Origin of the sequence: Streptomyces coeruleorubidus (genome assembly GCF_008705135.1) — a bacterium.
Lineage (GTDB): Bacteria > Actinomycetota > Actinomycetes > Streptomycetales > Streptomycetaceae > Streptomyces > Streptomyces coeruleofuscus.
This window is the reverse complement of sequence record NZ_CP023694.1, coordinates 3,849,959-3,868,049: the sequence shown is the minus strand read 5'-3', so window position 1 is coordinate 3,868,049 and position 18,091 is coordinate 3,849,959. Positions and strand designations below refer to the sequence as shown.

Here is an 18,091-nt window from a genome sequence, read left to right as displayed (position 1 = left end):
GTCGATTCCGCGTGCCACTCGAATGAAATTCGAACTCATATTGGTGATTTCGAGGGCGACGGCATATGTCGGGCCCGGAGGAGGCTGCTGGCCTTGGGGGGCCTGCCCGAGCGCGGCCTCGGCGCCCGGGCGCGACAGCGAAAGAAGCACAGAAAATCCGCGCGGATCCGCTCGCTCCTTCACCGATCCCGCGAGAATTCCCGAATCTGCCGCGAAGCCGTCAGGAATTCACGGAACCGGACCGGATTCGAGCTCGTGCGGCCGGAACTCAGGCGGTCGGCCGCCCCATCGCCCGGTACGTCCACCCGGCCTTGCGCCAGCGCTCCGGGTCGAGGGCATTGCGGCCGTCGAGGATGATCCGGGCCGCCGCGACCTCCCCGAGCGCCTCCTCGTCCAGCTCGCGGAACTCCCGCCACTCCGTCAGATGCAGCACGATGTCGGCGCCCCGCACGGCGTCCAGCGCCGAGTCGGCGTAGCCGAGGGTCGGGAAGACGCGGCGGGCGTTCTCCATGCCCTTGGGGTCGTAGACCGTGACCTGTCCGCCCTGGAGGTGGATCTGCCCGGCGACGTTCAGCGCGGGGGAGTCCCGTACGTCGTCCGAGTCGGGCTTGAAGGTCGCGCCCAGGACCGCCACCCGCTTGCCGAGGAACGGCCCGCCGCCCAGCGCCTGCCGGGTCAGCTCCACCATCTGCCCGCGCTGGCGCATGTTGATGGAGTCGATCTCGCGCAGGAACGTCAGCGCCTGGTCGGCACCCAGCTCACCGGCCCGCGCCATGAAGGCGCGAATGTCCTTCGGCAGACATCCGCCACCGAACCCGATCCCGGCCCGCAGGAACTTCTTCCCGATCCGGTCGTCGTACCCGATGGCCTCCGCCAGCTTGGCCACGTCACCGCCCGCGGCCTCGCATACCTCCGCCATGGCGTTGATGAAGGAGATCTTCGTGGCGAGGAAGGAGTTCGCTGAGGTCTTCACCAGCTCGGCGGTCGGGAAGTCCGTGACGACGAACGGCGATCCCTCGGTGATCGGCGTGGCGTACACCTCCCGCAGCAACTTCTCGGCCCGCTCGCTGCGCACGCCCACCACGATCCGGTCGGGGTGCAGCGTGTCCTTGACGGCGAAGCCCTCGCGCAGGAACTCCGGGTTCCACGCCAGCTCGGCGTCCTCGCCGGCCGGCGCGTGCGCGGCCAGGTAGGACGCCAGCCGGTCGGCGGTACCCACGGGCACGGTCGACTTGCCGACGACCAGGGCGGGGCCGTGCAGATGCGGGGCGAGCGAGGCGAACGCGGAGTCGACGTAACTCATGTCGGAGGCGTACTCGCCGTGCCGCTGCGGGGTGTTCACGCAGACGAAGTGCACATCCCCAAAGGCGCCGACCTCGGCCCAGTCCTGGGTGAAGCGCAGCCGCCCGCTGGAGCCCTCGAAACCGGCGACGTGCTTGCGCAGCAGCTCATCGAGCCCCGGCTCGTACATCGGGGCCTCGCCGCGCTCCAGCTTCTCGATCTTCTCGGGCACGACGTCGAGGGCGAGCACCTCGAAACCCAGCTCGGCCATGGCCGCCGCGTGTGTCGCGCCGAGATAACCGGTGCCGATCACGGTGATCTTCAGGGCCATGGGTGCTCCAGGGGTCTACGGCAGGTGCGCGCCCGAGCATATCCGGGGCATGGGAGCGCGCTTCACAGGGCAACTTTCCCGCTGTCGTCTAGCTCACGTATCCCTCCGGTGAGCGACCCCATAAACTTTTGATTACTTAACGGTAGTTAGCGCCACCATCGCAGCGTTTTGGAGCGTGAGAGACCTTGGCCGGATCGGCTGACTTCGACCTGTACCGCCCGTCCGAGGAGCACGACATGCTCCGCGACGCCGTCCGCTCACTGGCCGAGGCGAAGATCGCGCCGTACGCCGCCGCGGTGGACGAGGAGGCCCGCTTCCCGCAGGAGGCCCTCGAGGCGCTGGCCGCGAACGACCTGCACGCCGTGCACGTACCCGAGGAGTACGGCGGCTCGGGCGCCGACGCACTGGCGACCGTCATAGTGATCGAGGAGGTCGCGCGGGTCTGCGCCTCGTCCTCCCTCATTCCCGCGGTGAACAAGCTGGGCTCGCTCCCGGTGATCCTCTCCGGCTCCGAGGACCTGAAGAAGCGGTACATGACCCCGCTCGCCAAGGGCGACGGCATGTTCTCGTACTGCCTGTCCGAGCCGGACGCCGGATCCGACGCCGCCGGCATGAAGACGAAGGCCGTCCGCGACGGCGACCACTACGTCCTCAACGGCGTGAAGCGCTGGATCACCAACGCGGGCGAGTCCGAGTTCTACACGGTGATGGCGGTCACCGACCCGGCCAAGCGCTCCAAGGGCATCTCGGCCTTCGTCGTCGAGAAGTCCGACGAGGGCGTCTCCTTCGGCGCCCCCGAGAAGAAGCTCGGCATCAAGGGCTCCCCGACCCGCGAGGTCTACCTCGACAACGTCCGCATCCCCGCCGACCGCATGATCGGCGAGGAGGGCACCGGCTTCGCCACGGCGATGAAGACCCTCGACCACACCCGCATCACGATCGCCGCCCAGGCCCTCGGCATCGCCCAGGGCGCCCTCGACTACGCCAAGGGCTACGTCCAGGAGCGCAAGCAGTTCGGCAAGCCGATCGCCGACTTCCAGGGCATCCAGTTCATGCTCGCCGACATGGCCATGAAGATCTCGGCCGCCCGCGCCCTGACCTACCAGGCCGCCGCCGCCTCCGAGCGCGGCGACGCCGACCTCACCTACCTGGGCGCCGCCGCCAAGTGCTTCGCCTCGGACGCGGCGATGGAGGTCACCACGGACGCGGTCCAGCTCCTCGGCGGGTACGGCTACACCCGCGACTACCCGGTGGAGCGCATGATGCGCGACGCCAAGATCACACAGATCTACGAGGGCACGAACCAGGTCCAGCGGATCGTGATGGCGCGCAACCTGCCGTAACAGGCCCCTGCGTCAGCTGGTGAGCCTCCCGTCCCGCGGGAGGCTCACTCAGTCCTCGAACCCCTCCGCCGCCCGCTTCTCCCGCAGTTCCATGATCGCCCGGCGGCGGGCCAGGCGATGGGTGCGGCGGATCTGGGCCTCCTGGTAGCGGCGCTTGTCGCGTTCGGTCTCCGGGAGGACCGGGGGCACCCGGCGGGGCTTGCCGTCGGCGTCCACGGCCGCGAAGACGAGGTAGGCGGAGCCGACCTGGGTGGGCGGGGCGGACTCGTTCCAGCGTTCGGCCAGGACACGGACGCCGACCTCCATGGAGGTGCGGCCGGTCCAGTTGACCTGTGCCTTGACGTGGACCAGGTCGCCGACGCGGACCGGCTCCAGGAACGCCATCTCGTCCATGGACGCGGTGACGGCCGGCCCGCCGGAGTGCCGCCCGGCCACGGCACCCGCCGCGTCGTCCACCAGCTTCATGATCACGCCACCGTGCACCGTCCCCAGAAGGTTCGTGTCGTTGTGGGTCATGATGTGGCTGAGGGTGGTGCGGGAGGCCGAAGTCGGCTTGCCCGGGATATCCGGAGTGCCGGAATCCGCAGCTGGGGCCTGGTCTGTCATGGCCCCTACCTTATGCCGAGGCGGTATGAGGGGTTTTTGTGTCAGCTTCGCCACAGCCGTGCTCTGATTTTCCGACGACTCTTGTATGGCCCACTACCGGGACCGGCACACTGGGGCGCATGAACAATTGGCCCGAGGGATGGTCCGACGACAACCGCGGCAGCCGGTACGGACGCGGAAGCGCGAGCGCACAGCCCGAGAGCGCCCGCGTGATGCGGCAGGTCCGCCGCGGTCCGGCGCCGTCGCCCGGGCAGGCCGGCTACGGAGGCGCCCCGCCGTACGGCGGCGGAGTACCGCAGCAGCCTTCGTACGTCAACGGCGGCTACGCCGAGCCGCCGGGCGGCTACGACAGCGGCTACAACACCGGCCAGGTCTACGGATCCCCCGGTGGCAGAGGCCCCGGCGGTCCGGGCGACGACCTGTACGAGCCGCGCCCCGCGCCCAACTGGCGCCGCCGTATCAAGGTGACGGCGATCACGGTCGTGACGGTGCTGGTCGTGACGAGCGTCGCCACGTACTTCTGGGCCGACTCCAAGCTCAACCGCGACGTCGACCTGTCGAAGGTCATCGACCGGCCGGAGGCGGGCGAGGGCACGAACTACCTGATCGTCGGCTCCGACAGCCGCGCGGGCCTGTCGGCCGAGGACAAGAAGAGGCTGCGCACCGGGTCCGCCGAGGGCAAGCGCACGGACTCGATGATGATCCTGCACACCGGCAGCAACGGCCCGACGCTGATCTCGCTGCCGCGTGACTCGAACGTCACGATCCCGTCGTACAAGGGGTCCGACTCCGGCAAGCTCTACCAGGCCACCGGCCGCCAGACGAAGCTGAACGCGGCGTACGCGGAGGACGGCCCCGAACTGCTGGTCCGTACCGTCGAGGCCAACACCGGACTGCACATCGACCACTACGTGGAGATCGGCTTCGGCGGCTTCGCGAACATCGTGGACGCGGTCGGCGGTGTCGAGATGGACATCCCGCAGGACATCAAGGACACCAAGTCGGGCGCGGACCTCAAGAAGGGCAAGCAGACCCTCAACGGCGAGCAGGCCCTCGCCTTCGTCCGCACCCGCTACGCGCTCAGGGGTTCCGACCTGGACCGTACGAAGAACCAGCAGAAGTTCCTGTCGGCCCTGGCCAACCAGGTCGCCACCCCGAGCACGATCCTCAACCCGTTCAAGCTGTACCCGACCATGGGCGCGGGCCTGGACTCCCTCGTGGTCGACAAGGACATGGGCCTGTTCGACCTGGCGTCGATGTTCTGGGCGATGAAGGGCGTCAGCGGCGGCGAGGGCAAGTCGATGAACATGCCGATCTCGGGCAACTCCCCGAACGGCAACCTCCAGTGGGACAGCGTGAAGCTGAAGACGCTGGTCAGCCAGCTGAAGAACGACGAGACGGTCACCGTCTCGGGCAACTGAGCACCGGCATGCGTCGGGGGCACCCACGGGGGTGCCCCCGACTGCTGTGAGGCGGCCCTCACACCGCGGTCCTCACATCGTGGCGGCCGACATCGTGCGGCACGTCTCGGCACAGCGGCGACACGCCTCGGCGCAGCGCATCATCTGGGCGTCGTCCGGCATCGACATACACGCCTCGGCGCACATGTCACAGGCCCGGGCGCACATCGCGCACATCTCGGCCGACAGCGGCGAGCGCCGCATCATCATGTCGGCGCACATGCGCGTCATCTCGGCGCAGTCCATGACCGCGCGCATGATCTGCATCTGGGCCTGGCCGCCCATCTGGAGGCAGGAGCTCATGGTCTCCTCGCACACGCTGTGGCAGGTCATGCACGCCTGGACGCAGTCCTGCATCTCCTTGCTCAGCGGGGTCATGTCGGCTTGCTGGGTCATGATTCCTCCCGGGTGGGCGGTGAGGGCCGGGGGCCGGCCCTCGTGCCCTTCCGTCCTACGCCTGCCCGGCCCGCACCGCCATGGGGCGGAAGGAAGAATTCCGCCATGCGTGCGCCGCGGCCCCTACGAGCACGCCACCTCGTCCCCCCGCACCACCCCGGCCTCGCCCTGCCCCGGGTCCTCGGCCCGTACCTTGCGTACGCGTTCGAAGTCCGTGCCGGCGATGACCTTCAGGGTCGCCCCGAGGCCCTCGACCGGGCGGAGTTCGCTGCCCGGCAGGGCGGTGGCGAGGGACTTGGCCGAGCGGTCCCAGCGGGGGTCGTAGGCGACGACGGTGCGCTTGACGTCGCGGGCGGCGGCGTTCACCGGAGCCCGGGTCGTGCGGAAGCCCGTCGAGGCCAGGGCCGTGTCGACACGGCGGCCCAGCCCGGGCGTGCGGGTGCCGTTCTCCACCTGGACGTGGATCTGCTGGGGGGCGACCGACACGATCCGTGCCGCGCTGCGCGACCGGTGCGCGGACAGCGGCCGGTCCTGGCGCAGGGCGTTGAAGAGCCGCTCCGCCTTCACGGGGTCCCACTTCAGCGTGGAGCCGACGTCCTTCACGACGTATCCGATCCGCCCGATCGGGACGGTCGTGAACTCGGAGGAGGAGGGGGAGAAGTTCCGCATGGCCCGGCCCAGGTCCAGCATCTCGTCCGTGCCGAAGCCCTTGTCGGCCCGCACCGAGCCGAGCACGGCCCGCGCCACGTCCCGGAACTTCATCGGGTTGAGGAGGATCCCAGAGGAGGTGATCCGCTCCACGAGCGCCGCCATGAAGCGCTGCTGCCGTTTCATCCGGCCGAGGTCCGACGCCCCGTCGACGTGCCGTGCGCGTACGTACTGGAGCGCCTGCCCGCCCGCCAGCGTGTGCCGCCCGGCCGGGAGGTCCAGGCCGGTGTAGCTGTCCTTCAGGGGGTCCGCGGTGCAGATCGGTACGCCGCCGACCACGTCCACGGTCCGCATGAAGCTGGTGAAGTCGACCTCCAGGTAGTGGTCGATCTTCACCTTCGTCATGCTCTCGACCGTCCGCACGGTCAGCTGCGGCCCGCCCTCGGCGTACGCCGCGTTCAGCTTGACCGGGTGCCCGCCGTGCCGTTTGCCCGTCGTTCGGTCGACGTGCGCGGGCATCACGGCGTACGAGTCGCGCGGCAGGCTCACCACACTCGCCCGCTCCCGGTCCTCCGAGATGTGCACGATCATGATCGTGTCGGTGCAGTGGCAGGGCTCCCCGCCCAGCCGGTACTTCCGCCGCTCCTCCTTGCCGATCTTCTCGCGGCCGTCGGTGCCGACCAGCAGCACGTTCATGCCGTGGCCCGCCTGTGGCCGGTTCTTCATGTCCTTGAAGGGGTCGACCCGGGCGATGTCCGCGTCCAGGCTGGTCATCACCGCGTGCCCGATACCGGCGGACGCGAGGACCACCACGGACAGGGTGGTGACCACCCGCACGCCCCAGCGCGGCTTCCGGCGCCGTACGGGCGGGGCGGACCTGCGCGGGGCGCGCCCGGGGGAGGGCTGCGGGCGGCGCTGCGGAGCGGCGGTGGACCGAGGGGACCGCGGCGGCGTGGGCAAGGGGGCACCTCCGGACGACGGCCGTACGTGGGATCCGTGAAACCGTAGGCCGATACGATCTGCGGCCCGCGGTAGCGCCCCGGCGGCGCGCACCGGTGTCCCCCGTTCGCGGTAACGTGAGGCCCCTATGAACGCCAATCCCGACGTGCGGCTCCCCGCCGTTTCCGTGATCATGCCCGTCCTCGACGAGGAACGGCACCTGCGGGGAGCAGTCCAAGCGATCCTCGCGCAGGAGTACGCCGGCGAGATGGAGGTCGTGATCGCCCTCGGTCCGTCCACGGACCGCACGGACGAGATCGCCGCCGAACTCGTGGCCGAAACTGCGTCTCTCAAAAGCAAGCGCGTGCATACCGTTCCGAATCCGACCGGCCGTACGCCGGCCGCCCTGAACGCGGCGATCAACGCCTCCCGTCACCCGATCGTCGTCCGCGTCGACGGGCACGGCATGCTCTCGCCCAACTACATCGCCACCGCGGTGCGGCTCCTGGAGGAGACCGGCGCGCAGAACGTCGGCGGCATCATGCACGCCGAGGGCGAGAACGACTGGGAGCACGCCGTCGCCGCCGCGATGACCTCGAAGATCGGGGTCGGCAACGCCTCCTTCCACACGGGCGGACAGGCCGGCCCGGCCGAGACCGTCTACCTCGGAGTCTTCCGGCGCGAGGCGCTGGAGCAGCAGGGCGGCTACAACGTGGAGTTCATCCGCGCCCAGGACTGGGAGCTGAACTTCCGGATCCGGGAGGCCGGGGGCCTCATCTGGTTCTCGCCCGAGCTGAAGGTGTCGTACCGGCCCCGGCCGAGCGTGAAGGCGCTCGCCAAGCAGTACAAGGACTACGGCCGCTGGCGGCACGTCGTCGCCCGGTACCACGAGGGCTCGATCAACCTGCGCTACCTCGCCCCGCCGACCGCCGTGTGCGCGATCGCGGCCGGGACCCTGGTGGGCGCGCTGCTGACGCCGTGGGGTTTCGTGGTGCCCGGCGGCTATCTCGCGGCGATCCTGCTCGGCTCGGTCCCGGCGGGCAAGGGGCTGCCGCTGAAGGCTCGGCTCCAGATCCCCGTGGCGCTGGCCACCATGCACATGTCGTGGGGCTGGGGCTTCCTGACCAGCCCGCGGTCGCTGGCGAAGAAGGTCATCGCGTCCCGGCGTCCGGCGGTCCGGGCGGACGCGGACGCGACCACCGGCTGACGCACACCGCACGCCTTGCGGGCCCCTCCCCTTCGGGAGGGGCCCGTTTCCGTCACCAGGTGAAGTTCGGGTTCACGTGCATACAGGCCTTGTCGTCCGCGCCGTTGAGCGCCTGGGCCGACTTCGGGGTCTTGTTGTTACGCTTCGGTGCCTTGTAGGCCGTGCCCTCCCGCCAGTCGGCGCCCACGACGAGCGTGACGCCGGAGACGTCGGTCGACCGCTTCACCGAACCGAGCGGAATCCCGAGGGCCTTGGCGATCCGCTGGGCGTCGCCCTCCAGGTCGGCGCTCGGGTAGCGGACGACGGTCCGCTCCTCGCTCCACGAGCCGGTGGTGTCGGCGACGGCCTGGGTGAAGCCCTGCCCCGTCAGCAGTCCGGCCACCGTGCTCGCGCGCCCGCGTGCCGCGGCCCGGGTGTCGGTCCGGGTGCCGTTGCGGACCTGGACGGGGATCTCGCCGTCGGCCGCGGCCGGGTCGGCGGAGGCCTTCTCCGCCGCCTTCTTCCCGTCCTTGTCCTTGCCGTCCAGCGCGATGTCCTCCCGCACCAGCCGGAACAGCTGCTCGGCGTCCTCCGTGGGCTCCACGCGGGCGCCGACGTACCGGTTGGGCATCGTGGTCATGGTGATGCGCTCGGGCTCCACCTTGCGCAGCTCGTCGCTGAGGTCGTAGAGCTTCTTGACGGTGTCGAGGCCGGGGTCGACGGTCAGGGCCCGGGTGGCCTCCTCGGCCAGTCGGCGGAGCTTGTTCGGGCTGCTGAGGGTGGCGTTCTCGCGCAGCTGGCGGACCATCGCGTTCATGTACATGTGCTGGGCCTTGGCGCGGGCGAGGTCGCTGCCGTCCTCGAAGCCGTAACGGGTGCGCAGCCATTGGAGGGCCTGCTCGCCCTGGATGTACGAGGTGCCCTTCTCCAGCTTCAGGCCCGAGCCCTTGCCGTCGGAGGTGCGCGAGTGGATGTTGGCGTCGACGCACACCGGGACGCCGCCGACGGCGTCGGCCATGGACACCACGCCCGCGAAGTCGACCATGATGAAGTGGTCGATGTGGATGCCGGTGAGCTCCTGCCAGGTGGCCACGGTGCAGCCCGGGCCGCCGTTGCCGAGGCTCTGGTTGGTCATCGTCCGCCCCTGGGTTCCCGGGTACACCTTCCCGTCGTCCGGGTCGGTGCACTTCGGGATCTTCACGAGCGTGTCGCGGGGCATGCTGATGACCGACATGTTGGTGCGGTCGGCGGACAGGTGCAGCAGCATCTGCACGTCCGCCAGCGGCGCGGCGCCGAACGTCTCACGGGCGCCGCCGAGTTTCTGGTTCTCCTTGCTGTCCCGTGCGTCCGAGCCGATGAGCAGGATGTTCAGCGGGGTCTGCCCGGCGGCGTTCGGCGTCGGTGCGGCGACCTTGTTGTCGCCGAGGTTCAGCGCGTCCTTCTTGATGTTGCCGTTGAGGTGCCGGTAGTAGAGGTATCCGGCCCCGGCTGTCCCGAGTATGAGAAGGGCGAGCACGGCGGCGGACCACCTCAGCAACCGCCGGGTACGCCGAGGCCGGCCCTCGCCGCTCGGGCCGCCGGGGGTGCCGCCCGTCGCCGACGTGGTCCCGCCCGGGCCCGGTTCCTGGCGGACGCCCTGCCGCGTTTCGTTCTCCCGCACACCGCTCTGCGTCACTTCCCCGGTCCTTCCCGCCCCCCGGCGCATGCAACAGGCCCGCCCTGCCCCCTGTTAGACGCACGACGGGCCTGTCAGTTGCCCTCAGCGGGTCAACTCGCACACTTCACCTTGTCGGCGGTGGACTTCTCCACGTCCGCCGCCTCGACCGGGGCGTTGAGCTTCACGCCGGCGCCCTTGAAGTCCTTGCCGAGGGTCAGGGTCATCGCGGGCACGCCCTGGGAGTTGGTCACGCTCTCGCCGGGCTTCATCGCCGACCCTGGCAGGCCCATGATGTCGGCGAGGCGGCGGGCCTGGTCGGCCTGGTCGGGGGCGTACTCGAGCGTGGTCCTCGCCAGTGCGGCGGGCGCGTTCCCGCCGTTCTCGGACTTGGTCACGCCCTCCTCGACCTGGAGGTACTGGAGGGTCTTCTGCGCGCTGCCGGTGACGGCCCCGCCGTTGAGGACCCGGACCCGTACCTCGGAGGCCGGGGCCTTGCTGCCCTTCAGCCGTGCGGCCTCGGCGTCCTTCTCCTTCTTCTTCTGCTCCTTGACCTCGGTGAACGAGACGTCGTTCTTGATCATGTCGAACACCTGGGGAGCCTTCGACTCGTCCAGGACGACCGTCGCCTTCACCGTCTCCGCCGGGTTGTCCTTCACCGGGACGGTCGCGAAGGCGATGTTCTTGGTCGGCACCTTCTTCAGCTCCAGGGCGATGTCCTTGAGCGTGCCGACGTTGCCGATGGCCTTGTCCACGGTCAGCGCCTTGGTGGCGGCCTCGGCCAGTTTCAGCAGCTTCGAGGGGCTGGTGAGGGTGTCACTGGAGGACATCTTGCGCATGAGCGAGCCCAGGAACTGCTGCTGCACCTTGATCCGGTCCAGGTCACCGCTGTTGCCGAAGCTCTTGCGGGTACGGACGAACGCGAGTGCCTGCTCGCCCTCGACCGTCGACGGGCCCGCGGGCAGGACGAGTTTGGACTCCTTGTCGTTGACCGGCTTCTCCACGCAGACGTCGACCCCGTCCACCGCCGTCGTCAGCGTCTTCACCGCGTTGAAGTCGGCCATCATGAAGTGGTCGACCTGGATGCCGGTGTTCTCCTTCACCGTGCGCATCGTGCAGCCCGGGTCCCGGCCGTCCTCCCCGAGGCTCCGGTTGAAGCGGACGCCCCGCAGGCCCGGGACGACCTTCTCCGAGCCGTCCTCCAGCTTCGTCGGGCAGTCGGGGATGTCCACGATCAGGTCCCGGGGGATGCTGAGCGCGGTCGCGTTGGAGCGGTCCTTGGCGACGTGCAGCAGGATCGTGGTGTCGGCGTGGCCGGAGCTGCCCTTGTCGCCGTAGCCCTCGTTGCCCTCACCGGTGCGTTTGTCCGTGCCGATGATGAGGACGCTGAAGGCCTCGTCCTTGCTGAAGTTGCTGGCGCCCGCGCTGCCGACGTCGGTCGTCGTGACGTTGCCCTCCAGGTGCTGGAGGTAGAAGTAGCCGGCCGCGCCGACCCCGACCAGCACGAACGCCATCGTGCCGCCGGTCCACATCAGCACCTTCTTGGCCTTCTTGGGCTTCCGCTGCACCGGCCGGCGCCCGCCGCGCCGCCCGGGCGGCGGCTCCTCGGGCGCACCGCGCCGCCGGCGCTGGGGCGGAACGTCGGTGCGGGTGGCACCGCCCTCACGGGATGCCGCGCTGGGGGAGGCCGCGTTGCGGGGAGCCCCGTTACGGGGAGCCGCTTTGCGCGGTCCCGCCGTACGGCCGCCCGCCCCCGTCGGGGGAGTGGTTCCACGTGCCCCGGATACCGGCGACTGCGCTGCGGATGGAGTCAGTCGCAGTTCGTATTCACCGGTGTTCGGATTCAGTACCCACTGGTCTGCGGGGTCGATCTGGTCCCCCCGCCCACGGCGTTGCGCGTCCACGGTTGTCTGTTTCCTCCGTCGGGGCACGCGGCGCCTTCTCCCCCCGGAAGGCGCACGGGTACTTGTCATCACAGAAGCACTGGATCGCTCACACTATCCGCCCAGTTGAACGTCGGTGTGCACTGAATGACAAATTCAGCGTCCATACATTTGGGCAATTCCGCCCAATTCCATGGGGGGAAGGGGAAGGAAGCCGTCGACCGGTGTGTGAGTTGCTTCTCCGGCCGTTACCAGCGGTAGGGCGCGTACACGTCCATGCACTGCCCGGCGTCCGAGCCGTTGAGGGCGTCCGCGTCACCGGGCAGGTCCCCGGCCTTCGGAGCCGGCTGTTTCGGATAGGCCGTACCCGTACGCCAGTCGGCGCCCACGACGACCGTGACGCCGGAGACATCGGTCGACCGCCGCACCGAACTCGCCGGAATGCCCAGCGACTTGGCGACACGCTGCGCGTCGCCCGCCAGCTCGGCGCTCGGGTAGCGCACGACGGTCCGGTCCTCGGACAGCGCGCCGGAGGTGTCCGCGGCGGCCTTCGCGAAGCCCTTGGCCACGAGCGACTGCGCGATGGCGCCCGCGCGCCCGCTCACCGGACCGAGGGTGTCCGAGCGCGTGGCGTTCTGCACCAGGACGCCGATGGCGTCGTCCGCCGCGGCCGGATCCTCGGACTGCTCGGACTGCTCGGAGGCCTGGGAGGGCTTCTTGGCGCCAGGCTTCCCGCCCTTGCCGTCGAAGGGCACGTCGTCGCGGATCATGTCCCACACCCGGTCGGCGTCGGCACCGGCCGGGACCAGGTGGTTGCGGTCCTGCGGGTCCTCGGCCGTGGGCAGCGTCGTCATGGTGATGCGGTCCGTCGGGACCGTCTTGAGCTGCATTCCCAGGTCGTACAGCTTCTTCACCGTGCCGAGCTCCTCGGACACGTGCAGCGACCTGGTGGCCGCCTCGGCCAGGTCGGTCAGCCGGCCGGTGTCGGTGAAGACGTTCTGCGCCTTGAGCGTGCGGATCATCGAGTTCATGTACATGTGCTGCGCCCGGGCCCGCAGCGGGTCGCTGCCCCAGGCGTGCCGGGTGCGCAGCCACTGGAGCGCCTGCTCGCCCTGGACCTTCTTCCGGCCGGCCGTCAGCTTCAGACCCGACCCGCCGGGAACGCCGGGCAGTGGCCGGTCCCACACGTTCTGCCGCACGCACACCTCGACCCCGCCGATGGCGTCCGCCATCTTCACCACGCCCGCGAAGTCGATCGTCATCCAGTGGTCGATGTAGACCCCGGTGAGGTTCTCCCAGGTCGCGAGCGTGCAGCCCGCTCCGCCACGGGCCAGTGAGGCGTTGATGATCGTGTTGACCGGCGGGTACGTCCGCCCGGTCTTCGGGTCGGTGCACTTCGGTATGTCGACCCGGGTGTCGCGCGGAATGCTCACCACGGCGGCGCTCTTGCGGTCCGCGGCCAGGTGGATGAGCATCTGCACGTCGCCCAGCGGCGGATTGCCCCGGTCCTTCCGGGCGCCGCCCAGCTTCACGTTCTCGTCGGAGTTACGGCTGTCGGAGCCGACCAGCAGGATGTTCAGGGGCGTCTGCCCGGCCTCGTTCGGGGCGGACTTGCGCGCCTTGGAGTCGCCGCTGCTGCGCCGGCCCTTCTCGATGTTGCCGTTCAGGTGCTCGTAGTAGAGGTAGCCGGCACCGGCGGTCGCGAGGATCAGCATCGAGAGGGACGTCGCCGACCAGCGCAGGACGCGGCGTCCGCGGCCGGGCCGGCGTCCTCCCGGGCCGTCGCCGACCCCCGGCCCGGCGGGTCTGCCCGGGACCGGCTCGCTCGGGACGGCACGCGGCTTCGTCCCCTCCCCGTACACACTGCTGCTCTGTGCCATCTGCTCTTCTCCACCCCCGCGTCACCGGACAAGGCCTGCCGTACGCCCTGTGAGACGTACGGCGGGCCCGTCAGGTCACTCGGCGCACTCGACCTTGTCCGCCGTGGACTTGTCCACACCCTCCGGCGCCTTCGACGGAGCGGTGAGGGAGGTGCCCGCACCCTTGAAGTCCTTGCCGAGGGTCAGGGTCATCGCGGGCACCCCCTGGGCGTTCTCGACGCTCTCGCCCGGCTTCATCGCCGACCCTGGCAGGCCCATGATGTCGGCGAGGCGGCGGGCCTGGTCGGCCTGGTCGGGGGCGTATTCGAGCGTGGTCTTCGCCCCCTCGGCGGGCGCGTTGCCGGCGTTCTCCGACTTGGTCACGCCCTCCTCGACCTGGAGCCAGCTGAGCGTCTCCTGGGCGCTGCCGGGATCGGCACCGCCGTTGAGGATCCGCACCCGGACCTCGGAGGCCGGGGCCTTGCTGCCCTTCAGGCGGGCGGCCACCGCGGCCGCCTCCTTCTTCTTCTTGTCCTTGACCGCGGTGAAGGAGACGTCGTTCTTGATCATGTCGAAGACCTGCGGGGCCGTCGACTCGTTCAGCACGACCGTGCTCTTGACCTTCTCCGTCGGGTTGTCGATCACCGGGGTCGTGGTGAACGTCAGGTTCTTGGTGTCGAGCTTGCCCAGCTCCAGACCGAGGTCCTTGAGCTTGCCGATGCTGTCCAGCTGCGAGTCGACGGTCAGGGCCTTGGTGCCCGCCTCCGCCAGGTCGAGCATCTTCGAGGGGCTGGTGAGCGTGTCGTTGGACTTCAGCTTGCGCATCAGCGCGCTCAGGAACTGCTGCTGGAGCCCGATCCGGCTCAGATCGCCGCCGAAGCCCACGGCGTGCCGGGTGCGCACGAACGCCAGCGCCTGCTCGCCCTCGATCGTGTGCGTGCCCTTCGACAGCTTCAGGTGCGAGTCCGGGTCGTCGATGTCCTTGCCCAGGCAGACCTCGACCCCGCCGACCGCGCTGGTCAGCGTCTTGACCGCGTTGAAGTCGGCGACCATGAAGTTGTCCGGCTTGACCCCGGTGAGCTCGGTCACGGTCCGCATGGTGCAGCTGGGGGTACGGCCGTCCTGGCCGAGGCTGGTGTTGAAGCGGGCCTGCTGCGTGCCCGGGATGATCTTCTGCGACCCGTCCTCCTGCGTGGTCGGGCAGTCCGGCACGTCGACGATGAGGTCACGCGGGATGCTCAGCGCGGTCGCGTTCGAGCGGTCCTTGGAGACGTGCAGCAGGATCGTGGTGTCGGCGTGCCCGACGCTTCCCGAGTCGCCGTAGCTCTCGTTGCCCTTGCCGGTGCGCTTGTCGGTGCCGATCAGCAGGATGTTGATGGCCTTGTCCTTCTGGAAGCCACCGGTGCTCGCGCCGTCGTCGGAGACGGACGCGATGTTGTCGTTCAGGTGCTCGATGTAGAAGTACGCGGCGCCCGCCCCGGCGACCAGCACGAACGCCATCGCGCCGCCGGTCCACAGCAGGGCCTTCTTCCCCTTCGCGGCCTTCTTGGCCGGCCGACGCCCGCGCCGCCCCGGCAGCGGCTCCTCCGGCGCCCCGCGGCGCCTGCGCGACGGCGGCACCGAACGGCCCGGCGTCTCGGGCCGCGGCCTGCCGGGCGCCTGCGTACGGCCGCGCGCCGGCGGGGCCGCGTCGGGGGCCGGTGGCCTGCGGGGACTCGGGACGCCCGACTGCGGTGAGGAAGCAGGCAGTCGCAGTTCGTATTCGCCGGTGTTCGGATTGAGCACCCACTGGTCTGCGGGATCGATATCGTCCGCCCGCCCACGGCCTTGCGCGTCCACGGTTGTCTGTTTCCTCCGTCGGGGCACGCGGCGCCTCCCCCTCCAAGGCGCCCGGGTCTCGGTCACACAGTGCGCGACCTCAGGACCGTCCTCAGAGCCGGGCGCACCGGATCGCTCACACTAACCGCCCAGTTCAGTGCCGAACGACGGCGGTGACAAATTCCACGTCCCTACACCTGGGCAATTCGCCCATTTCTCGGGTGAAGAGTTCATTACCTTGGAGTTACGTTGGTGCCCGCTTTACTCGCAGGTGTCCTCGGCTGCCGTGTTCCCCCGGAACGTCGGTGGAGGAGAAACGGTGACGACGGGCTTCGCAAACGGCCCCGGATACGAATCCCCGTACGACCCGTCACGCGAATCGGTGGGCCTCGGCGGGGCGGAACCGCGCGGATCGTCCCCGGCCACCGCCACGGGTGTGTCCGTACGCAGCCGCTCGAACAGCCTCTCCGCCTGGGGTTCCACGAGTTGATCGCGATTGGCGTCGTACGCGTACGACTCCCGTGGAACGGTCAGGAATTGCACACGTTCCATGGGGATGTCGCGCAGCCCGCGCACGAGTTCGTACAAACCGCGAAGACTGGCCAGACCCGGGTCGGTTGTGAGAGATGACGTGGCGGCGTCCAGCACGGGATACAGCTTCACCGGATTCAGCAGGACGTCATTGCTGCGCACCTTGTTGACGAGTGCCCCGAGAAACCGTTGCTGACGCTCCATGCGCTCCGTGTCGCTGCCGTCGCCGAGCGTCTTGCGGGCGCGGACGTAGCCGAGCGCCTGCTCGCCGTCGAGGGTCACCCGTCCGGCGGGGAGCCGCAGCTTGGCGGCCCGGTCGTCGATCGGCTCGCGCAGGCACACCTCCACGCCGTCGACGGCGTCGACCATCTCCTTGAAGCCGTGGAAGTCGACGACGACGTGGTGATCGACGCGGATGTCGGTGAGCTTCTCGACGGTCCGGATGGTGCAGGCGGAACCGCCCACCTGGAAGGCCTGGTTGAACATGGTGAACCGCGGCACGCTGCGCGAGCCGTCCGGGCGCCGGCAGCCCGGCAGTTCCACCATCAGGTCCCGGGGCAGGGAGACGGCGGTGGCGCTGTCCCGGCCCGCGGACAGGTGCAGCAGGATCGTGGTGTCCGACCGCTCGGTCCCGGAGTCACGCCCGTAGCGCGCGTTGTCGTCGCCCTCGCGCGAGTCCGACCCGATCAGCAGGATGTTCCGCGCGTCCTTGACCAGCGAGGTCGGCCGCTCCTTCTCGTACCGCGCGAGCTCGGCGGCGGCGGCCTCGTCGGGCGTGATGTTCCCGCTGAGCTTCGCGTACACGGCCCATCCGGCCCCGCCGGCCGCGATGACGACACCGGCGACCCCGAACGCCCCGATCCGCACCCACCGCCGCCGACGCCGCCGCACCAGCCCCGGCCCACTGGCCGAGGCACCCGCCCCCGACCCAAGCCTCCCGGTGTCGCCCACGACAGAGACCACCCCTCACGACGTACGAACGTGCGCGCGCACTGCTCCTACGACTGTGGCGTGGATGGGGGGTGGGCGTGGGGTGGGGGTGGGCTGAACGGGGGAGAGGCATTCGCCTTGGCTGCGGCCGCCCGCCCCCCTGAGCTGGTGCCGCCGGTCCCGCTGAGCTGCGGCCGCCGGTCTCGCTCGGCTGCGGGCAGTCGTGCCGCTTGGGGCGGCACCCGTCCCAAGGAGGCGGCATCCCGCCGCGCCGGGCTGCGCATCGCCCCGCCCTCAGCACCAACGCAGGGCGCTCGAAAGCGCCCTACCGGGCAATGACCGTAACCCGCTCGCTCTCCACCCGCTTGTCCAGCACTCCGTCCCCCGCTTGCTCCAGATGCCGGCACAACACCACAGAACCCCCCGTGGCCAACGGCCCGTACAACCCCGCGTTCAACCCCTCCCACGTGTCGTACGGCAACCCCGACAGAATCCGCGACCCCGGCCCGGTCAACCCCAGCCCCGTCGCCTCCGCCCGGGCCCGCTCGACGACCTCCGCCCCGCTGAACTCCCGCCCCGCCACGATCAGCGCAGGCTCGTCCGGATCCACCGGCGCATACGGCACGAACCGGTCCCCCTGCCCCGGCACCTCCACCGCGTAGTCGACAAACCCCTCGGGCACCTGCGGAAACCGCCCCCCGAGCGGCCGCAGCGCCATCGCGACCCGCGCCCCGGAACACGCCCGCGCCGCCTCCAGCCCGTCCGGGCCGCTCACCACGACATCGGCCGCCCGCGCATCCCCGGCGACGTCCGCGACGACTCCCACCGACGAACACGCCAGCAGCCACACGGCCGTCTGCCAGTGCGCGGGCAGCAACAGTGTCACCCGGTCCCCGGGCTCGACGGACAGCTCGTCCTGGAGGAGGTTGGCGGTCTTGGCCACCCAATTGGCGAAGGTGGCCACGGACAGTTCGACACGTTCGCCCGTGGCGTCGTCGTAGAAGGTCACCAGGGGGCGTCCCGGATCCGCGGCGAGCGCGGAATTCAGCAGGTCGGCAGGGGTGCGATCGGTGGCGTTCACCCGCTCAAGCGTACGCGGCACCCAAGCCTCCACCCAACGGCCGGGCCACCGCCCCGCCGTGAATCCGCCACCGGTTCGGCCGAACCACGGCCGACGGTCCGTCAAGTCCCAAATAGACAGACTTATAGGACTATGTCAAAGATCG

The 18,091-nt window shown here is 69.9% G+C and carries 13 protein-coding genes; 3 read left to right on the top strand and 10 right to left on the bottom strand.

Going from position 1 to position 18,091, the window contains the following annotated elements; translation table 11 throughout:
- Nucleotides 1-268: 268 nt before the first annotated feature.
- Nucleotides 269-1,612 carry a UDP-glucose dehydrogenase family protein gene (locus tag CP976_RS17725; RefSeq protein WP_150481257.1) on the bottom strand — a complete coding sequence of 448 codons (1,344 nt, stop codon included), beginning with the start codon at nucleotides 1,610-1,612 and terminating at the stop codon, nucleotides 269-271.
- A gap of 185 nt (nucleotides 1,613-1,797) precedes the next feature.
- Here CP976_RS17725 and CP976_RS17720 point away from each other — a divergent pair, with 185 nt between their 5' ends.
- Complete coding sequence (locus CP976_RS17720) at nucleotides 1,798-2,955, top strand: acyl-CoA dehydrogenase (RefSeq protein WP_150481256.1); 1,158 nt, start codon at nucleotides 1,798-1,800, stop codon at nucleotides 2,953-2,955.
- A 48-nt stretch (nucleotides 2,956-3,003) separates the two neighbouring features.
- Here the strand turns inward: CP976_RS17720 and CP976_RS17715 are convergent, their stop codons facing one another.
- Entirely contained in the window at nucleotides 3,004-3,561 is a 558-nt protein-coding gene (locus CP976_RS17715) for an acyl-CoA thioesterase (protein WP_059420204.1), read from the bottom strand.
- Between the two features lie 119 nt (nucleotides 3,562-3,680).
- On the opposite strand from CP976_RS17715, the gene CP976_RS17710 reads away from it, so the two are divergent.
- Nucleotides 3,681-4,982: an LCP family protein gene (locus tag CP976_RS17710; RefSeq protein ID WP_150481255.1), complete on the top strand. Its 1,302-nt coding sequence runs from the start codon at nucleotides 3,681-3,683 to the stop codon at nucleotides 4,980-4,982.
- A gap of 72 nt (nucleotides 4,983-5,054) precedes the next feature.
- Here the strand turns inward: CP976_RS17710 and CP976_RS17705 are convergent, their stop codons facing one another.
- Nucleotides 5,055-5,417 carry a four-helix bundle copper-binding protein gene (locus tag CP976_RS17705; protein WP_150481254.1) on the bottom strand — a complete coding sequence of 121 codons (363 nt, stop codon included), beginning with the start codon at nucleotides 5,415-5,417 and terminating at the stop codon, nucleotides 5,055-5,057.
- A gap of 123 nt (nucleotides 5,418-5,540) precedes the next feature.
- Entirely contained in the window at nucleotides 5,541-7,025 is a 1,485-nt protein-coding gene (locus CP976_RS17700; RefSeq protein WP_150481253.1) for an LCP family protein, read from the bottom strand.
- A 127-nt stretch (nucleotides 7,026-7,152) separates the two neighbouring features.
- Here CP976_RS17700 and CP976_RS17695 point away from each other — a divergent pair, with 127 nt between their 5' ends.
- A complete protein-coding gene (locus CP976_RS17695; protein ID WP_150481252.1) occupies nucleotides 7,153-8,211 on the top strand; it encodes a glycosyltransferase family 2 protein in 1,059 nt (352 codons plus the stop codon).
- A gap of 52 nt (nucleotides 8,212-8,263) precedes the next feature.
- Here the strand turns inward: CP976_RS17695 and CP976_RS17690 are convergent, their stop codons facing one another.
- The 6 genes from CP976_RS17690 to CP976_RS17665 form a co-directional block, all read right to left on the bottom strand.
- Nucleotides 8,264-9,865: an LCP family protein gene (locus tag CP976_RS17690; protein ID WP_150481251.1), complete on the bottom strand. Its 1,602-nt coding sequence runs from the start codon at nucleotides 9,863-9,865 to the stop codon at nucleotides 8,264-8,266.
- Between the two features lie 92 nt (nucleotides 9,866-9,957).
- Nucleotides 9,958-11,748: an LCP family protein gene (locus CP976_RS17685; RefSeq protein ID WP_150481250.1), complete on the bottom strand. Its 1,791-nt coding sequence runs from the start codon at nucleotides 11,746-11,748 to the stop codon at nucleotides 9,958-9,960.
- A 227-nt stretch (nucleotides 11,749-11,975) separates the two neighbouring features.
- Complete coding sequence (locus CP976_RS17680) at nucleotides 11,976-13,607, bottom strand: LCP family protein (RefSeq protein WP_190146996.1); 1,632 nt, start codon at nucleotides 13,605-13,607, stop codon at nucleotides 11,976-11,978.
- Nucleotides 13,608-13,682: 75 nt separating this feature from the next.
- Entirely contained in the window at nucleotides 13,683-15,425 is a 1,743-nt protein-coding gene (locus CP976_RS17675) for an LCP family protein (RefSeq protein WP_150481249.1), read from the bottom strand.
- 240 nt (nucleotides 15,426-15,665) lie between these two features.
- Nucleotides 15,666-16,886 carry an LCP family protein gene (locus CP976_RS17670; protein WP_190146997.1) on the bottom strand — a complete coding sequence of 407 codons (1,221 nt, stop codon included), beginning with the start codon at nucleotides 16,884-16,886 and terminating at the stop codon, nucleotides 15,666-15,668.
- A gap of 304 nt (nucleotides 16,887-17,190) precedes the next feature.
- The gene (locus tag CP976_RS17665; RefSeq protein ID WP_150481247.1) at nucleotides 17,191-17,946 is read right to left on the bottom strand and encodes a TIGR03089 family protein; all 756 of its coding nucleotides are present in this window, start codon (nucleotides 17,944-17,946) and stop codon (nucleotides 17,191-17,193) included.
- Nucleotides 17,947-18,091: the final 145 nt, after the last annotated feature.